We start from the raw sequence: 15,579 nt of genomic DNA on the forward strand, positions 1-15,579 counted from the left end.
TCAACCTTCCTTTTCTATGCTATTTGAAAATGAGACGATATGAATAAAAGGAATAACTGTTTGTAACTGCTGTAGAAGAGGAAACAGGGCTTCTTCTCCTAAATCACGCTCAATAAAAACAAATACTTCATCGTAATTATGAGGTGAAATATTATAAAAGTAATTTGTAATAGTAGAATTTTCAGGACTTGGATATGAGAAATGATTATGAATGGCGTAGTTCACATCATTTGAAACAGGATGGATAGGGCTTCTTGTTGTAGATTGATATAAAATATTTTCACCCATTTCAGCAGCAATTTTCATTGGGATATACATAAATTCACCCGTTCCGAGACAGAGTGTTCGTTTTCCCATTCTTTCTCTTTTTAAAGTTTTTCCTGCTTCTTGAGCGAAAGAATGAATGTGCTTTTGTTCATATGCTGAAATGCCAAATCGCCCAGTATATTTTATATAATTTGATGTATAGGGTGATTTTGGACAGGTAAGGGTATGCTTTTTGAAATCAGGTTTTGTTTCTTTAATTTGAATATCTGTTTTTGCAATATTTAATGGTTGGCCAGTTGTATGAATACTGCCTTCTAATAAAGAAATAACATGAATCTTAATTTGAAGTTCTTCTTCTAATTGTTTAAATTGTTTTCTATTAGTATGAGAACGCCAGTCTAATAAAGAAGCAATTATATATTCTTCTCGTGGGAATTTATTTTGAATAGATCTAATAATATTTAATGCTGTTTTTCCTGTTGTCATCTCATCATCTACGAGAACAATCGGGTTGTTGTTTTGAAAAAAGCTTTCATCTACATAACAACGGTGCGATGTTGCATGAGAATGTTCTTCCTCAAATGTAATGACAGATTCTAGGTGGGGTATCGATTCCCTAGTTGTATGCACATACTTTGCATTTTGAAAGCATTGAAACATAGAATGACCAAGTGCTGTCGCTGTTTCAGCGAATCCGATGAACAAAACTTCTTCTTGCAGAGGATATTGATAACGAAATACTTCCTCTGGGATTTCATCAATTTCTAATGAAATGAGATTTAAAATTTCTTTTTGAAATGGATGAGAAATATTATGTAGTATTTCCAAATATCTTGCAGCGAGAGCAACTCCACTTGATAGAGAGACTGCAGGTTTAATAGGAAGATGCTTTCCAAGGATTGTACTCACAAATAAAAAACTACGTTTCTTATTTATTCTCGCAGCCATTTGAAAAAGATTGTCTAGCGCTAAATTATATGGATTATCACGTACTTCTACATGGACTTGTATATTATTTAAAACGTTATACGTGTTGCTTTGCGTTTGTAATAAGGAGATCGGTGAATTGTTTGTTTTCATGTAGCACCCCGTAAATATTAGATTTTAAAATGGTTTTGCGAGCCCAGCCATAATGAGGTTTTACTTCATTCATTTTGTTAGAAAAACTGCTTTTTAGCACTCCATTATACGTATCTGCATTTTGTAAAATTGATCTCGCATCTAAATAATCTTCCATTGTGACAATGTGCATTGCCTGTACAACTTTAATATGAGATGGGTGAATAACTGTCTTTCCGATTAAGCCATTTGCATGGTCAAGTGATACCTCTTGAATAAGCCCTTCTTCATGATCATTAGAAAAATATTCCCATACACATCCTGAAATAATATATTCATTTGTTGCCCTTGAGAAAACGTTAATAATGTCTGAAATACAATCACGGACAACGGTAATATGATAGATAGGTGTGTATTTATTGCGCCGAATACTAAATATACTTGAAAAATCAGTAGCACCAATACGTACATTTAAGATGTAATCGTGATAAGAATCTAGTAAATCCTTTATTTGTAATAATGATTCTGCCCGTGTTTCCTTATACATAATTTCGGGGGATTCTAAAATCGGCATGCCATATAGCGATAATGAGTATAACTCGTTTATATATGCAAGCTGATCGATATAAGTCTTTCCGTTAATCGGTGTGAATTTTGGAAAGACAAAACCACATAAACAATGAACAGCACTACCTAATTCAGTAACAATTGTCTTCAGTTGACTTGGCTTTCGAACTCTAATAAAAAGAAGCGGGATGTCTGCTTGATTTAGTATGTTGGCACTGACTAAGTTAGCGATTTGCTGTATTTGAACGACGATGTTTTGCTCTGCAAGTTTTACTTCCTCATCGCTGATAGCGTCCTCTAGACAAAGAATAATTGAGGTAGCATCCACATGTTTCTTTCTAATTATATCTTCCGCAATCGTTTCTTTCGTGCCAGGAGTATATAGTGTGGCGCCTAGTGCGTAAGCTAGTTGTTCTTTCCCTATATTTTTTGAAAAACTAAGAGGTTCTTTATAGAAAAAATTTTGCCGTTCTTCCGAGGAGAGATAAGAAAAGTAATTCAAATTGTCACCACCTTATTTGTAATGATTCTGTTTAATCGTAACATAATAAGAAAAATCTTCCATAAAAATGAAGCGATAAATTTAAAAAATATATTGAGAAAGATGAATTATAAGATGAATATCGAATATTGTTAATAGAAATATAATAGGGGGAAAGAGAAAGTGGATATACATAAGTTAACGATAGAAGAAGCAAAGAAGATAAATACGTGGACGTACGAGGAACCTTATAGTTTATATAGTTTTTCAGGCGAGAAAGAAGTAATAGAAGAGCTATTAGATGGAACGTATTATGGCTGTTGTGACGATCAAGGAGAGTTCATCGGCTATTTTTGTTTTGGAGAAAATGCACAAGTACCAGGTGGAAGAGATGCTAATTTATATGATGGAGAAGATTTGATTGATATCGGACTTGGTATGAAACCGGCGTTAACTGGGAAAGGAATGGGGAAAGAATTTTTCCAAGCTGGAATAGCGTTTGCCACGAAAGAGTTTAATGCAAAAATGTTTCGATTAAGCGTAGCAACATTTAATACAAGAGCGATTACGTTATATAAAAATATCGGATTTAAACAAGGGACTATTTTTTTGAGTCGCGGAAGAGAATTTATGCTTATGGAATACGAAAGGCCGTCAGCATGAAACTGACGGCCTAGAAAACATTATTATTCTGAGTGCTCAGCTCGGTGCGCTAAACGGCTTGAAGCAGCGGCAGCAATTCCGCCAACGATATCATCAAGGAATGTGTGTACTTTTCCAGTTGATTTATCATTTAAGTATTCTAAAATACCAGGTTTTAATTTATCAATATATCCAAAGTTCGTGAAACCGATAGAGCCGTACACGTTTACGATAGAAAGTGCGATAACTTCATCAATTCCGTATAGGCCTTCATCACGTTTTACAATATCTTGTAACGGTTCACTTAGCATTCCTTTTTCAGCAAGGACATCGAGTTCGATACCAGTAATCAGTGCGTTTTGTACTTCACGTTTTGATAGTACACGTTCTACATTGTAACGGCATTCTGACATCTCTAAATTTGGATGATATTTTTTTTGAAGAAAATGAACAAGTTCAGCAATATCGTCAATTGTTACACCACGTTCTTGTAATAGTTGTAATGCTCTTTCTTGTAGTTGATTTGATTCTTTCATGTTTATCACCTTTTTTTCTTTTTAGTATTTGTATACGTTTCGTTGCTTTATCATGTGCATAGGAATGAAAGGCGAGCACAAGCTCATATATATATAGAAAAACCATAGGTGGCGACTGCGATGATTCAGCATATTTATGAGCATTATCACATGCATGTTAAAGAATTAATCCCCCTTGGCCCCTATAAAAGCTTTTGGATTCGCAACAAAATTTATGTACTTGTTCCAATTGGAGAAATGGAGGAAGAAGTACTTGTAGAGATGAAAAAGCTCAGTGACTATATGAACCAGCAAGGGGATATAACTGTAGCGACTTTCGTTCCAACTATACACGGCTACTATGTAAGTGAGATAGAAGAACAAAATTACTGCTTATTAAAAGGTATGCGAGCGTTAGAACGACATGCTACGTCATTAGGAAGTGAACTTTCTATATTCCATAAACGAGGTGCATTCTTTCCAGAAGAAATCGAGCAATTAAGCCGCATTGGTGAATGGAAAGCGTTATGGGAAAAGAGACTCGATCAGTTAGAAAAGTTTTGGCAATCACAAGTAATGAACCACCCTACAGACGTATTCGATCAATTGTTTATTGAATCCTTCCCGTATTACTTAGGAGTTGCAGAAAATGCCATTCAATATGTTGTTGATACAGAAATGGATGATACGCCGCAACTAACGGATGCAGCGACAATTTGCCAAGAACGATTCACACCTTTATTATGGCATCAAACGAAGCGTCTCAAACTCCCTTTTGATTGGGTGTATGATCACCCAACTCGAGATATAGCAGAATGGATTCGCTATATGATGATTGAAAAAAAGAAAGACTGGGATCAAACAATCGTTCAATTTGTTACAGATTATGAACGGAATTACTCGCTGTCCTCATTTGGTTGGCGTTTATTATTTGCAAGGCTCCTGTTCCCGCTTCACTATTTTGAAACGGTCGAACGATATTATCAAACTGGAAACGAAGAACAAAAAAGCATATATAGAGATCGCTTAGAAGCCATTTTACACGATGTGAACCGCTCAGAGCAATTTATGAAGCACTTTTATGGCTCACTTCGTTTACCAGTAGATAAGCTCGGGATTAGAAAATTAGATTGGTTATCTTAAAAATATAAAAAAGAGACCGAGTGAGGTCTCTTTTTTATATACCACAATTTTATGTAATACATTATGCCCCTACCTGCTGATCTGTACATATATTTAAAACGAATTGATGCCTTTCGAGCTTTTCATTTACTTTACCCAATAATTCTTGCTGGATTTCTTTAAATAAAAATTGATAGCTTGTATTCCATGTTGGTATAACGGATGAAAGGCCTAATAAATACTCTTTTTTCTTTTCTAGTTCTTGAATTGTTACAAAAGTGTTCCCCATTTTTGGCATCTGTCGTCCCCCTATGTTTTTTTACTGTATATGTGTGAACGATTCACTATATAGTATTAATTATCGCATTTTTTGAGAAGGATTTCCAATTTTGTTTTATGATGTTAACGGATAAATGTGATTTGAATAAAAAAAGGAGACCAAATTTGGTCTCCTTTTAGAAGGCGATTCTGAACGAGCCGCTTCCGCTTTTAGATTAATATCCAGCTCCAGCGGCCAGAACAGTCGGCCATTTCGCGCCTTCCTGTGAGGCAAAAAGCGCCTCTTCGTCAGGAGCTCCAATGACCTCCTGTTCTGAACGAGCCGCTTCCGCTTTTAGATTAAAATACTTGTTCTACTTCGATAACGCCTGGTACTTCTTCAAGTAACGCGCGCTCGATACCAGCTTTTAGTGTGATTGTAGAACTTGGGCAGCTTCCGCATGCACCCATAAGGCGTAGTTTTACGATACCTTCTTCAATGTCTACTAATTCAACGTCTCCGCCATCGCGAAGTAAGAATGGACGTAATTTATCTAATACTTCTAATACTTGTTCTTGCATATGTGGGTTTTCCATTTTTATCGACTCCTTTCATCAGTTTTATTATAATCAAGATAGAGGGGAAAATCTATTTTTTCTCTTCTTGTTTTATTGTCGAAATATTGTATCGTGTTTTTTCAGTATAGGGGTATGGAATAAGTTTGTAAAATGATGTGCTTATGTAATAAGACATCTGAATATACTGTTGGGACAAGAAGTGGGGGAGAAGAAATGGTTAATGTGCAAGTGTATGGGACGAAAGTAATTTGTGCGAGCTGCGTCGGAATGCCATCTTCAACAGAAACGTTTGAATGGTTACAAGCGGCAATTGGTCGTAAATATGAAGGACAAGAAAATAAATTTAATTTCGAGTATATTGATTTCCAAGAAGAACAAGAAGATGCGGATAAAAAAGCATTCGCAGAGCGCGTAGTGGAAGAAGATTTATTTTATCCGGTCGTTCTTGTAAATGGAGAAATTGTTGGAGAAGGAAATCCTCGTTTGAAGGATGTTTACGAAGAAATCGAGAAATATTTATAAAACAAGAAGTCTTTGCGAATTTGCAAAGGCTTTTTTATTGGAGGGATAGATATGAAAAATGGAGTGAAGCATGCGTTACCAACGGAAGTACAACGGTTAATGGAGCGGTACACAGTAGAATTAAAAGAAATTTTTTTGGATGAAAAAATAGTCGGGGTATATATTTACGGATCCATCGCACTAGGTGCATTTCATAAGGAAACGAGCGATGTTGATTTTGTTACAGTGATAAATGATTCCGTGAATGAAGCTGAAAAACAGCAGCTTGTGGAACTACATAAGAAACTTAGTGACAATACGCTAGGTAAAAGAATGGACGGTATGTATATTCCGCTTGCTGACTTAGGGAAATACAATGATGAAATGAACGAGTACGTGTATTGTGCAGACGGTAAAGCTAATGTTGGTCATTGGGACATTAATGCGGTCACATGGTGGACGTTGAAAAATCAAGGCATTACAGTTACAGGAAAAGAAGCAGAAGATCTTCCGCTGCAAATACAATGGAATGATGTAGTAAATACGATGAAATACAACGTAGAACAGTACTGGAGTGAAAAGGCGAAGAAGCCATATTTATTTTTTATAGAAGAGTGGGTAGAATCAGCTGTCGTTACGATGGGACGTATTTTATATACACTAGATCATAAAACAATCGTTTCAAAAGATAGAGGGTTGCAATACTTGTCAGAACGTTCAGCGGAAGAGTGGGAGCTCTTATTAAAAGAAGTAGCGAGAATACGGCACAATCCAAAAGAAACGCGAATGCTCTCAAGGTGGAGAAGAGCAGATATGACGAAGAGGTGTTTACTGCATTTAATTGAGACGTGTAGAGAGAAATGGTAGGGAAGAAAATGGACAATACAGTGGGGTGTATTGTCTTTTTTATTTTGTAGTAGATAGAAAAGTATTTACAAGCATTGTGTAGAGGAAAGATAATAGAAAAAAATATGCGCATGGGGGAAGATGATGAGTAAATATAAATTATATATAGATAGAGAACAATTATGGAAAGGCTGCGTTTTAAATTCGATTGCCCATGCAATTAATGTAGCGCATTGTCCAGATTTCTCACATGAAAGTTCATGGGATGGATTTAACTATAGTATGCAAGATAGCCAAGGGGGACAAGGGACAATTACGTTTCATCCGAATTACACGATTGTATGTCTTCAAGATGTGAATAGCGAGAGAATGGATGAGTGGATTGATGCGAAAAATTATTTTGAAGGGGCACCTTCGGAAGTAATAGATATTGCGAAAGAAGAAGCACTTCAATACGTATTAGAAGAAGTAGAAGGCGAAACAGTTCCTTTTATTACAACTGCATTTTGGATTGAGGATAGCGGTGCGTATTCAATTGATTCATTTGAGGAGATGGAAGAGCACGGCGGATTCTTATTAGAAATTCCATTACTTGATACAGAATCAGCAATGGAAAGACTAGAAGAAGAGTATGAACTGACAGAGGAACAAATAGAGCTTTTACAACTCGTGTATGAGAAAAAAATCCAAAGGCCAAATGAGGAAATTAAGTTGTCTAAAGAAGAAGTAGCAATGATTGGAACGGAAGATAGCGAAGGATTGGAAGTTAGTAAGGACTCATTTGAAGAAATGAATATTACTTGGGAGTTGTAGGGGGGATAACATGTTTCCGATTGGTGATCAGCCGAAGATTATGAAAGACTTAGCAAGTATAGCTGGTGATTTAGAAGAAGTAGCGATTGAGGGGAAAACAAAAAATATAGAACGACTAGCATCTTTGAAAGTTAAAAAATTATGGGTGTTCACAGTAAATCAAAAGCAGTTTGATCATATTCTTACGTATGTTTGTCCCGATATATTATACGTTTACAAAATGAGGGTCGAGGATTTAAGTAGCCTTCAGAAATTGTCCAATTTACAGCAGTTGTATATGTGCTGGAATACAAAAGCGAAGACGTTATGGGACATTGATTATAATAAAAAACTCAAATCCTTACTAATTGATGATTTTTCTAAGTTAGAAGATTTAAGTGCTTTAAGTAAGTGCACACAACTTAATACCTTCTATATGGGTGGTGGAATAAATACAGCGATGAAAGTACAAACTTTAAAACCACTCGCTGAATTACAGCAGTTGCAAAAGCTTACTTTGATGAATTTAAAGGTTAAAGATGATTCATTAGAACCGTTAATGCAATTGAAAAATTTAAAGGAGTTAAGCTTATCTAATCAATTTAAAGTGGAAGAGTATGCAAAACTCTCTGTAGCATTGCCATATACGGTATGCGAGTCTTTTAAACCTTACGTATATATGAACGATGCAATAGATGGGAAAAATATAATGGTGACTGGGAGAAGAAGGCCAGTCCTTAATTCAAAAACGGATACTGTGAAGATGCAAAAGTATGAAGAACGATTTAAAAAGTTACAAGAGGAATATAAAGCACTAGTAGAAAGTACAATGTGAAATTACATTGTACTTTCTACTAGTTTTTTCATATACATATCAACTTCGTGAAAGAATATGGGCTCTTTTTCCTCGGTATTCAGATGCACGGTGCAATGTAAATATTGCTGTAAGTAGCGATTAGCTTGTTCGTACTGTTTTAATTTGTAGAAAGAAAAACAGGTAAGAAGTAGAAACGCTTTTTCTTCTAATATTGGAACGACAGCTAGTACCGGAGTAATGGAATGTATATTTATTTCCACTAAATTTTCATAAGATGCCCACGTTTGAAACCAGTCGAAAATAGTAGAAAGGTAATTCGGAATGTTGATAGTTTCATGTGAAACATTGTGCAATAGCTGGTTCTGTTTGATATGTATAGGCTCTATTCTTGTTTGTAGAATGCAAGCGAATATTGAAATGTTTTCTTTTATTTGTAATTGGTTCGTAATAAGCTGCGGGAGACCGATAGGGTGAACTCCTATATTTATATAAAAATCATCTCCAAACTGGCTTTTTTGTATGTTAATGAGCTTATAAAATCCGTTTTCAGCTTTGAAAAATATATGTCTTTTTTTCTTAAAGCCGAGTGGTTTTAAAGTGGCGTGTAAATTTGTAATAAAATCTTGCTCCTTTTTAGAGCCAGGCTTATTCTTCGTCATATTCATAAGTAGTTAAGTTTTGTAAGAAACTTTCAAAGTTAGGTGCTAATTCAATAATTTCCTCAAACTCATTATCGATAAATATAACTGGAGGATTTTCAGCTACATTTCGATAGTCTAATGCAATCCATGTATGTCCATCACCAGATAAAAGTACGATATTCTCAGGCATTTCCCATTCTCGAATTAAATAGCGGCTCTCTAAAATACTAGATTCATTTTCATTAAAAGAAATACCATATAAACCAGATACATTAACGTGATCGTCTGCCCAAGAATTTGGCTTTGAAGTAGGGTGAACATCGAGACGAAGAGTTCCCCCATTTTGTTCTTTTAGAAGGGTTATATATGATTCTGGAAGCTTTACGTTCAGTACTTCTTCTGCTTTTTTGATTAGTTCATCGTTAATGGGTGCTAGTTTTAAATAGTCATCGTCTGCCCAAATTGTACTCTTCATATTCGGTCACCTCAAATAATAGTTTTAAGAATCTTATGTCATATATTATAGTTAGTTTAGATAACACGCAATAGAGGGAGGAAGGGAGTATGGATGTGTATGAATACCTCGATCACGTAAATTCTAAAGAAGATTTATTAAAATTTCTTGTATACCTCCAAAAGGATTTTAAAGTGAATAAAGATGAATGGGAGAATGTAGAGGTAGAGACTTATTTAGAGGCATTAAATAGTTGGTTAGGTTCTTGTGAATCGGTTTATATAAATCAAGGGGAGAAGCTTCCAGAAAATATTTCATGGAAGTTTATTGCTCAAATGTTACTTGCGGCAGCTCATTATGAATAAAATTAGATTTTTAAAAGATAGAATGGAGAAGATATCATGATTAACCATAATAAAATTAAACAACTTTTAGCACATGTAGATCGTGCTGAGGATAATGAAATTGAGCTGGAGTATGAATCTGAACCTATGACGATAGAATTGTTTAATAGTGAAGAAATAGAAGAAGGGCAACTTGGTTATAGTTTTGATGAAGAAGGAGATTGGAAAGAAGGATGGATTGTAATAGGGATAGATTCATATCTTGGAGACCCGATTTTTGTAGATAGTAATGATGAGAATTGTCCAGTTTATACAGCTATGCACGGTGAGGGAGAATGGGAGCTGGAATGTATAGCGGAACGTATAGAAGATATTATTGAGAAAGTGAAGGGGAATGTGCGAGAAATAAAATAGTATTTCAATGTGATTAAGAGGGAGGAAATAATGAAAAAGTTTCAAATCGAACTAAATAAACTGCCGACAGAAAATGCCGGAGAAATAGTACTTAGTATAGATGAGAGTATTGTGTTTCAAGAAAAAACAGACATAATAGACCCGATTTGTCAGTTGTTTGACGCTTGTATCGAGGTCTTTAGATATAATGACGCTACAATTTTCTTAAATGAATATGAAAAAAAGATGGAATTTAAGAAGAAAGATGGGGAATTTCTCATTATTAATCAGCGAGACAAGAAGTTAGCTAGTGTTGATAGCGAGCAATTTTTACGAGTACTCTTTTCGTTTCTTAAAAAGGAGATAGGGCAGATTTACATGAGTGGAGTTGATTCTTTTCGAATCAAAGATGCTTACCATAGAATGTTAGAAATTGATCCATTTGTTCCTAAACTTGTAAATGGAAATGACGAAATTATGTATCGAACTTATCATGCTACAAGCGACAAGTATGAATTAAAATGGAAGTATTTAAAAGGGAGAGAGGTTGAACCGATATTTACTCCGGTACTATCTCATGATAAGAAGAGTATCTTTTATGTAGAGGAAAATAACCACAGAATTCGTAAACTCGATAGTGAAACGAAAGAAGAGATTTGGCAGTGCCGTATTCCAATAGTAGAAGATTGTAATTGCATTACTGTGAATGGTGTCGTAATTATTTGGCATGCAAATAGATTTGGAGAAAGTATGGCGAAATTGTACGCTATTTCATCAAGTTGTGGGGAGCTTCTATGGGATTTAGAAATAGAAGGGCATATTATACAAGATGTAAAAAATACGGGAGAAGAGTTACCACGTTTACTAGTTATTACACAAGAAGGCTACAATGTTTTATTAGAGCTTGAAAGTGGAGTAAAAGTATGGGAAAAGAATGTTCGAGTCGGAGGAGAAAAATTGCAGTGCCATCTTGGCACAGATTACTATGTATTAGCAGGGAATCCTTTTGATGAAGATGGGGAAGTTGATGCATATAGTAATGTTGCAATTGCCATTCAATTATTAGATGCTTCTACACGATGGAAACAAATGATGGAAGGTTGTAATCCAAATGAACCAGTTACTTTAACTAATGAACATTTTATATGTGTAGCAATGGAGGTATTACAAAAGTGGGAATATGGAAAAGAAGGCTGTAACTTAATTTTTGAAAAAGCTTTTGATGAGGTATGGTACTCTTGCATTGAATCAAAGGAAGCAAAAATACTATTAACAAGAACTGAGTATGGATATGAAGGGGTAAGTAGACAAATACAATGTTATGATCATAAGAGCGGTCAAAAGTTATATGAAGTAAATATGTCTTTTGAAATTGAATTGCCTCCATTTCTTATCGGAGAGATGATGGTATTGTCCTTAGGAGAAGGCAGAATTTGTGGTATTAATATTCAAACAGGTAAAGTGCTTTGGAACAATACTACTCTACATGATATTACAGAGGTTCTGTTATATAAAGATGGAGAAATTTACATTGCAACTTCAAATTTAGAATTGATAATACTTGATGCTGAATGTGGTGAAGTAAAAGATATAATTAAACTCCCTAAAAATGTTGTTGTAATAGATTTTATTGTATCAATTGAGGCAGGTAATAATGGACTATTCATTAGTTGTGTAAGTGGAAATATGTTTGAAATAGTAGAAGGCTAATTTGTGAGCGCTCTTAAGTCGAGATGTTTGTTTTAAAATAGTAGTATATATTCACTAAAAAGGATGTATAAAAATGATTTTGATGCATCCTTTTTAGTGAATATATAAAATAATTAACTTAGTGTATTAAAGGTATGATACACGATTATTTTAATATATTTAAAAGTAAAATGAAATAAGAAACGGATAATTGTCGGAATATATTCGATTTCCGTTCACTTTTATGAAATATGTGTACTTTTTGTTAGATTCCTTCATTTTGTCCATATACAATAAATGTATATAGAAATAAGAAAAGGATGATGTACGTGAAGGACACGGTTTTACAAGAAACGATTTCTCCACAAGAATTACATAAAGTTGTTCAAAAGAATACAGCTTATTATGACTTTAAGTGGGGTAAAGTAGAAAATCCAGCGCAAGGGAATACATGGAACTGGGTAGCCTTTTTCTTCCCAACTTTTTGGTTAGCTTATCGTAAAATGTATAAGTTATTTATTATATTTGCGTTATTGGCTATACCTAGTATAGTTATACCCCCTTTTATAGATATTCCAGATGGGATTTATGTAACATTTAGTTTAGCTCTTCAATTAGGAATGATGATATTTACTGGATGGCAAGGAAACCGTTTATATTATAAGCAGGCTGTTCGTGTTTTTCGTAAGGGAGAAGATGCGTCTGATCATGAGAAGGCGTATTTTTTACAATCAAAGGGCGGCGTGAGTATTGCTGGTATGATTGTTTTACAGATTATAGTCGGGATTGTGTATGGGTTAGCTGCGTTCGGGCTGTCCTTTTTACCAACTGAGCCGAATATTAAAAACGTTGTTCGTTCAAGTGGCGAAGGGGTTACTTTAGAGATTATGACTGATAATCCAACTTGGAAGTTTGTGAAGAAAGAAAAAGATTATGACGTAGTAGAGTTTACTGGTTATGATTATACAGAGAAGAAAAACGTGAAAATTAAATTCGCTGTTTATTTCGATGAAGATTATTTCGAGTGGCAAGAGGTATATGAAAATAATAAGAAGTTAAGTGAAGAAGAAGTAGAAGAATATCAAATTTACATTGAAGAAAATAATTGGGGTTTCTAGAGGGAACTCGTTCATTTTGAAAAGAAGAATCTTGTGAAGGTTCTTCTTTTGTTTATTAGGGGGAGAGAAATAATTTCAGCAGTAATAGAAGCTCTAATAGGATCGATTAGTTTAAGTACGGGTTTACACACGAAAAAGATTGATGCTAACATACGTTACTTGCAGCAGTATGAATGGTTTCGAATGATATATGAAGACGAAAAGTATCGAAAGTTATTTATTACGAACTACAAAGTTCGCTCATATTTACAAAGTAAGCTAAGAGTTCGATTGCTTGTAAAAAATAAAAATGCACAACGAAGATTTTTAAAATTAGTAGAAGAGCAAATAGAAAAACGGCATACAAATTGAAATTTTGTAAAATACAATAAAAAATGAGAATTTGAGGTAGGCTTGTCAATAACGTGAGACTATGGCACTATAAAGAAATGCTATACAAATTTTATTTATCGAGATGTAAACATCAACTTTGATTTTTACGTATAAATAATGAACGGAGGAAATGAATTTATGGCTACTTTACCAAATTGTCCAAAATGTAATTCAGAATATACGTATGAGGATGGCGTTCTTTTCGTATGTCCAGAATGTGCTCATGAGTGGGGCCAAGAAGCAGAAGCTGAAAATAATGATGGTGCAAAAGTTGTAAAAGATGCGAACGGAAACGTTCTTCAAGACGGCGATGCAGTTACTGTTATTAAAGATTTAAAAGTAAAAGGAACTTCTTCAGTTGTGAAGATCGGTACGAAAGTAAAGAGTATCCGTCTAGTTGATGGCGATCACGATATCGATTGCAAAATTGACGGCTTCGGAGCTATGAAGTTAAAATCACAGTTCGTTAAGAAGGCGTAAGTAAATAGAAGAGGAGGCGAATAGCCTCCTCTTTTTATTATGTCACTTTTTGTCGGTAAATCGATATTTCGTACAAAATCGTTGATATATTCTGAGTTATGATAGATATATTTGAAAAATCGTTGATATATTGCAAGTTATGATAGATATATTGAAAAAATCGTTAATATAATTTCATTCATCGTGAACTACGCACGATTCACCGTGCACCATAGTCAATTTCTTTCAATTGACATCGCTTATTAAAGAACGTTTTATAACCAAGCTGTAAAAAGATAATGACAGCAAAGGCAGTACTTCCAGAAATACCGAGTATGATGGCGATTTGATATTGAATGGCTGTGAATGGTGATACACCGGATAATATTTGACCAGTCATCATGCCTGGTAAGCTTATAATTCCCATTCCGACCATAGAATTAATTGTTGGTAAAATAGCAGAGTCAAAAGCGTCTCGAATGAGCGGAGCAGCTGCTTCTTTCGGTGTTGCGCCGAGCATAAGTGCACCTTCAATTTGACCTCTTTGCGATTTCATATTGTTTAAGAACGTATTTGCGCCGAGAGAAACACCAGTCATGGCATTCCCAACTAACATTCCTGTAATAGGGACGATATATTGCGGAGCATACCACGGATCATGTCCGATAATAACAAAGATAAATAGTAGAAGTGGCCCAATTGATCCGGCGACCATGGAAAGGGCGGCTACTCGTTTTAATTCTTTAGACATTGGGATGTTAACTCGTTTATAAATATTAAAAATTGCAAAGGTAGTAATAGAAGTAATGAGAGCAATTGTATAAAATGGATTACTGTTTTCAAATACGTATGTAAGGACATATGCAACAAGTACGAGCTGAATCGTCATACGGAATGTTGCGAGCGCGATTTGTTTTTCGCGAGGTATTCCTTTTAATTTTACAAGTCCAATTAAAATAAGAATGAAAATATAGGCAGCTGCAAGTTGCCAAATTTGGAGTTCAATAACGCCCTTCAACAGAGAGCACTTCCTTTCTAGTTGCACCGTTTGCTTTACTAATCTCAATAATGTCGTCTGCAATTTCTTCTGGAAGTTGTTGTGAGTGTGTGATGAAGATAATTGTTTTTTTCTTTTTTCGTGCTAGTTCAGTAAATTGTTTCATAACGCGGCTTTCTGTATCACTGTCTAATGCTGAAGTAGGTTCATCTAATAAATAGACAGGCGGATCCATAAGTACGATACGTGCAAAGGCAAGTCTTTGTTTTTCACCGCCAGATAGTGAGGAGGCGCTATCTTCTAATTGCTTGTCTAAGCTAACGGTTTGTAATGCACTCCGCAGGGCATCATCATTTGGAAATGGTTTTTCAGAAAGACGAAGTCCCATTAATAGGTTGTCTTTAACGGTTCCATCAAAAATAGGTGGAGTTTGCCCAAGCATAACTACGTCACGACGTAATTGAATAGGGTGATAATCAGAAATTAATTTTCCGTTATATTCAATTGTACCGGATGTTGGAGATTGTAAATCGTTTAACATGCGAAGCAACGTGCTTTTTCCGCTTCCGCTTTCACCGATAATGCAAGTAATCTTTTCTTTTTGAATCTGTAAATAAGGAATGTGTAGTATATATTTATATATAACGTTTTTTAATATGAACATAA

General features: G+C 34.9%; 21 protein-coding genes. 12 read left to right on the forward strand and 9 right to left on the reverse strand.

Annotation, left to right across the window (positions count from 1 at the left end; all coding sequences use genetic code 11):
- Entirely contained in the window at window positions 1-1,347 is a 1,347-nt protein-coding gene (locus ACTFP3_RS26585; RefSeq protein ID WP_326035842.1) for a phosphoribosyltransferase family protein, read from the reverse strand.
- A complete protein-coding gene (locus ACTFP3_RS26590) occupies window positions 1,292-2,395 on the reverse strand; it encodes an HpcH/HpaI aldolase/citrate lyase family protein (protein ID WP_440011678.1) in 1,104 nt (367 codons plus the stop codon). The genes ACTFP3_RS26585 and ACTFP3_RS26590 overlap by 56 nt, the downstream gene beginning before the upstream one ends.
- 162 nt (window positions 2,396-2,557) lie before the next feature.
- Between ACTFP3_RS26590 and ACTFP3_RS26595 the strand changes: the two genes are divergently transcribed.
- Complete coding sequence (locus tag ACTFP3_RS26595) at window positions 2,558-3,037, forward strand: GNAT family N-acetyltransferase (protein WP_000351158.1); 480 nt, start codon at window positions 2,558-2,560, stop codon at window positions 3,035-3,037.
- Between the two features lie 23 nt (window positions 3,038-3,060).
- On the opposite strand, the gene ACTFP3_RS26600 is transcribed toward ACTFP3_RS26595, so the two are convergent.
- Entirely contained in the window at window positions 3,061-3,552 is a 492-nt protein-coding gene (locus ACTFP3_RS26600; RefSeq protein ID WP_000665103.1) for a phosphatidylglycerophosphatase A family protein, read from the reverse strand.
- 120 nt (window positions 3,553-3,672) lie between these two features.
- Between ACTFP3_RS26600 and yutH the strand changes: the two genes are divergently transcribed.
- On the forward strand, window positions 3,673-4,674 hold the full coding sequence (gene yutH / locus ACTFP3_RS26605; protein ID WP_000614215.1) for a spore coat putative kinase YutH: 1,002 nt from the start codon (window positions 3,673-3,675) through the stop codon (window positions 4,672-4,674).
- A 61-nt stretch (window positions 4,675-4,735) separates the two neighbouring features.
- Here yutH and ACTFP3_RS26610 read toward each other — a convergent pair whose 3' ends face one another.
- Window positions 4,736-4,951 (reverse strand): hypothetical protein, encoded by a 216-nt coding sequence (locus ACTFP3_RS26610; protein WP_001125507.1) that lies wholly within the window; start codon window positions 4,949-4,951, stop codon window positions 4,736-4,738.
- A gap of 320 nt (window positions 4,952-5,271) precedes the next feature.
- Complete coding sequence (locus ACTFP3_RS26615; RefSeq protein ID WP_000431159.1) at window positions 5,272-5,508, reverse strand: NifU family protein; 237 nt, start codon at window positions 5,506-5,508, stop codon at window positions 5,272-5,274.
- 195 nt (window positions 5,509-5,703) lie between these two features.
- Between ACTFP3_RS26615 and ACTFP3_RS26620 the strand changes: the two genes are divergently transcribed.
- The 4 genes from ACTFP3_RS26620 (at window position 5,704) to ACTFP3_RS26635 (ending at window position 8,464) form a co-directional block, all read left to right on the forward strand.
- Window positions 5,704-6,012 (forward strand): YuzD family protein, encoded by a 309-nt coding sequence (locus ACTFP3_RS26620; RefSeq protein WP_000248588.1) that lies wholly within the window; start codon window positions 5,704-5,706, stop codon window positions 6,010-6,012.
- Between the two features lie 51 nt (window positions 6,013-6,063).
- A complete protein-coding gene (locus ACTFP3_RS26625) occupies window positions 6,064-6,858 on the forward strand; it encodes a nucleotidyltransferase domain-containing protein (RefSeq protein WP_163093231.1) in 795 nt (264 codons plus the stop codon).
- A 123-nt stretch (window positions 6,859-6,981) separates the two neighbouring features.
- Entirely contained in the window at window positions 6,982-7,650 is a 669-nt protein-coding gene (locus ACTFP3_RS26630) for a hypothetical protein (RefSeq protein WP_163093230.1), read from the forward strand.
- A 10-nt stretch (window positions 7,651-7,660) separates the two neighbouring features.
- Window positions 7,661-8,464 carry a hypothetical protein gene (locus ACTFP3_RS26635; protein WP_000483946.1) on the forward strand — a complete coding sequence of 268 codons (804 nt, stop codon included), beginning with the start codon at window positions 7,661-7,663 and terminating at the stop codon, window positions 8,462-8,464.
- 2 nt (window positions 8,465-8,466) lie between these two features.
- On the opposite strand, the gene ACTFP3_RS26640 is transcribed toward ACTFP3_RS26635, so the two are convergent.
- Together ACTFP3_RS26640 and ACTFP3_RS26645 are read right to left on the reverse strand one after the other, a co-directional pair.
- Window positions 8,467-9,105 carry a DUF4304 domain-containing protein gene (locus ACTFP3_RS26640; protein WP_440011680.1) on the reverse strand — a complete coding sequence of 213 codons (639 nt, stop codon included), beginning with the start codon at window positions 9,103-9,105 and terminating at the stop codon, window positions 8,467-8,469.
- Entirely contained in the window at window positions 9,092-9,562 is a 471-nt protein-coding gene (locus tag ACTFP3_RS26645) for an SMI1/KNR4 family protein (RefSeq protein ID WP_002025033.1), read from the reverse strand. The genes ACTFP3_RS26640 and ACTFP3_RS26645 overlap by 14 nt, the downstream gene beginning before the upstream one ends.
- An 89-nt stretch (window positions 9,563-9,651) precedes the next feature.
- Between ACTFP3_RS26645 and ACTFP3_RS26650 the strand changes: the two genes are divergently transcribed.
- The 6 genes from ACTFP3_RS26650 (at window position 9,652) to phnA (ending at window position 13,937) form a co-directional block, all read left to right on the forward strand.
- Window positions 9,652-9,906 carry a DUF7660 family protein gene (locus tag ACTFP3_RS26650; protein WP_149150004.1) on the forward strand — a complete coding sequence of 85 codons (255 nt, stop codon included), beginning with the start codon at window positions 9,652-9,654 and terminating at the stop codon, window positions 9,904-9,906.
- 36 nt (window positions 9,907-9,942) lie between these two features.
- Window positions 9,943-10,299, forward strand: coding sequence for a hypothetical protein (locus ACTFP3_RS26655; RefSeq protein ID WP_440011682.1), 357 nt, complete (start codon window positions 9,943-9,945; stop codon window positions 10,297-10,299).
- A gap of 30 nt (window positions 10,300-10,329) precedes the next feature.
- Window positions 10,330-11,988: an outer membrane protein assembly factor BamB family protein gene (locus ACTFP3_RS26660; protein WP_440011683.1), complete on the forward strand. Its 1,659-nt coding sequence runs from the start codon at window positions 10,330-10,332 to the stop codon at window positions 11,986-11,988.
- A gap of 299 nt (window positions 11,989-12,287) precedes the next feature.
- The gene (locus ACTFP3_RS26665) at window positions 12,288-13,085 is read left to right on the forward strand and encodes a DUF2628 domain-containing protein (protein ID WP_440011685.1); all 798 of its coding nucleotides are present in this window, start codon (window positions 12,288-12,290) and stop codon (window positions 13,083-13,085) included.
- Between the two features lie 69 nt (window positions 13,086-13,154).
- On the forward strand, window positions 13,155-13,436 hold the full coding sequence (locus tag ACTFP3_RS26670; RefSeq protein ID WP_048534699.1) for a hypothetical protein: 282 nt from the start codon (window positions 13,155-13,157) through the stop codon (window positions 13,434-13,436).
- A gap of 159 nt (window positions 13,437-13,595) precedes the next feature.
- Window positions 13,596-13,937: an alkylphosphonate utilization operon protein PhnA gene (gene phnA, locus ACTFP3_RS26675; RefSeq protein ID WP_000212737.1), complete on the forward strand. Its 342-nt coding sequence runs from the start codon at window positions 13,596-13,598 to the stop codon at window positions 13,935-13,937.
- A gap of 199 nt (window positions 13,938-14,136) precedes the next feature.
- Here phnA and ACTFP3_RS26680 read toward each other — a convergent pair whose 3' ends face one another.
- Together ACTFP3_RS26680 and ACTFP3_RS26685 are read right to left on the reverse strand one after the other, a co-directional pair.
- Window positions 14,137-14,934 carry an ABC transporter permease gene (locus tag ACTFP3_RS26680; protein ID WP_000679254.1) on the reverse strand — a complete coding sequence of 266 codons (798 nt, stop codon included), beginning with the start codon at window positions 14,932-14,934 and terminating at the stop codon, window positions 14,137-14,139.
- Window positions 14,918-15,577: an ABC transporter ATP-binding protein gene (locus ACTFP3_RS26685; protein ID WP_440011687.1), complete on the reverse strand. Its 660-nt coding sequence runs from the start codon at window positions 15,575-15,577 to the stop codon at window positions 14,918-14,920. Before ACTFP3_RS26685 ends, ACTFP3_RS26680 begins: the two co-directional genes overlap by 17 nt.
- Window positions 15,578-15,579: the final 2 nt, after the last annotated feature.

The sequence above is a fragment of the Bacillus cereus group sp. MYBK5-2 genome (genome assembly GCF_051915685.1).
GTDB lineage: Bacteria > Bacillota > Bacilli > Bacillales > Bacillaceae_G > Bacillus_A > Bacillus_A cereus.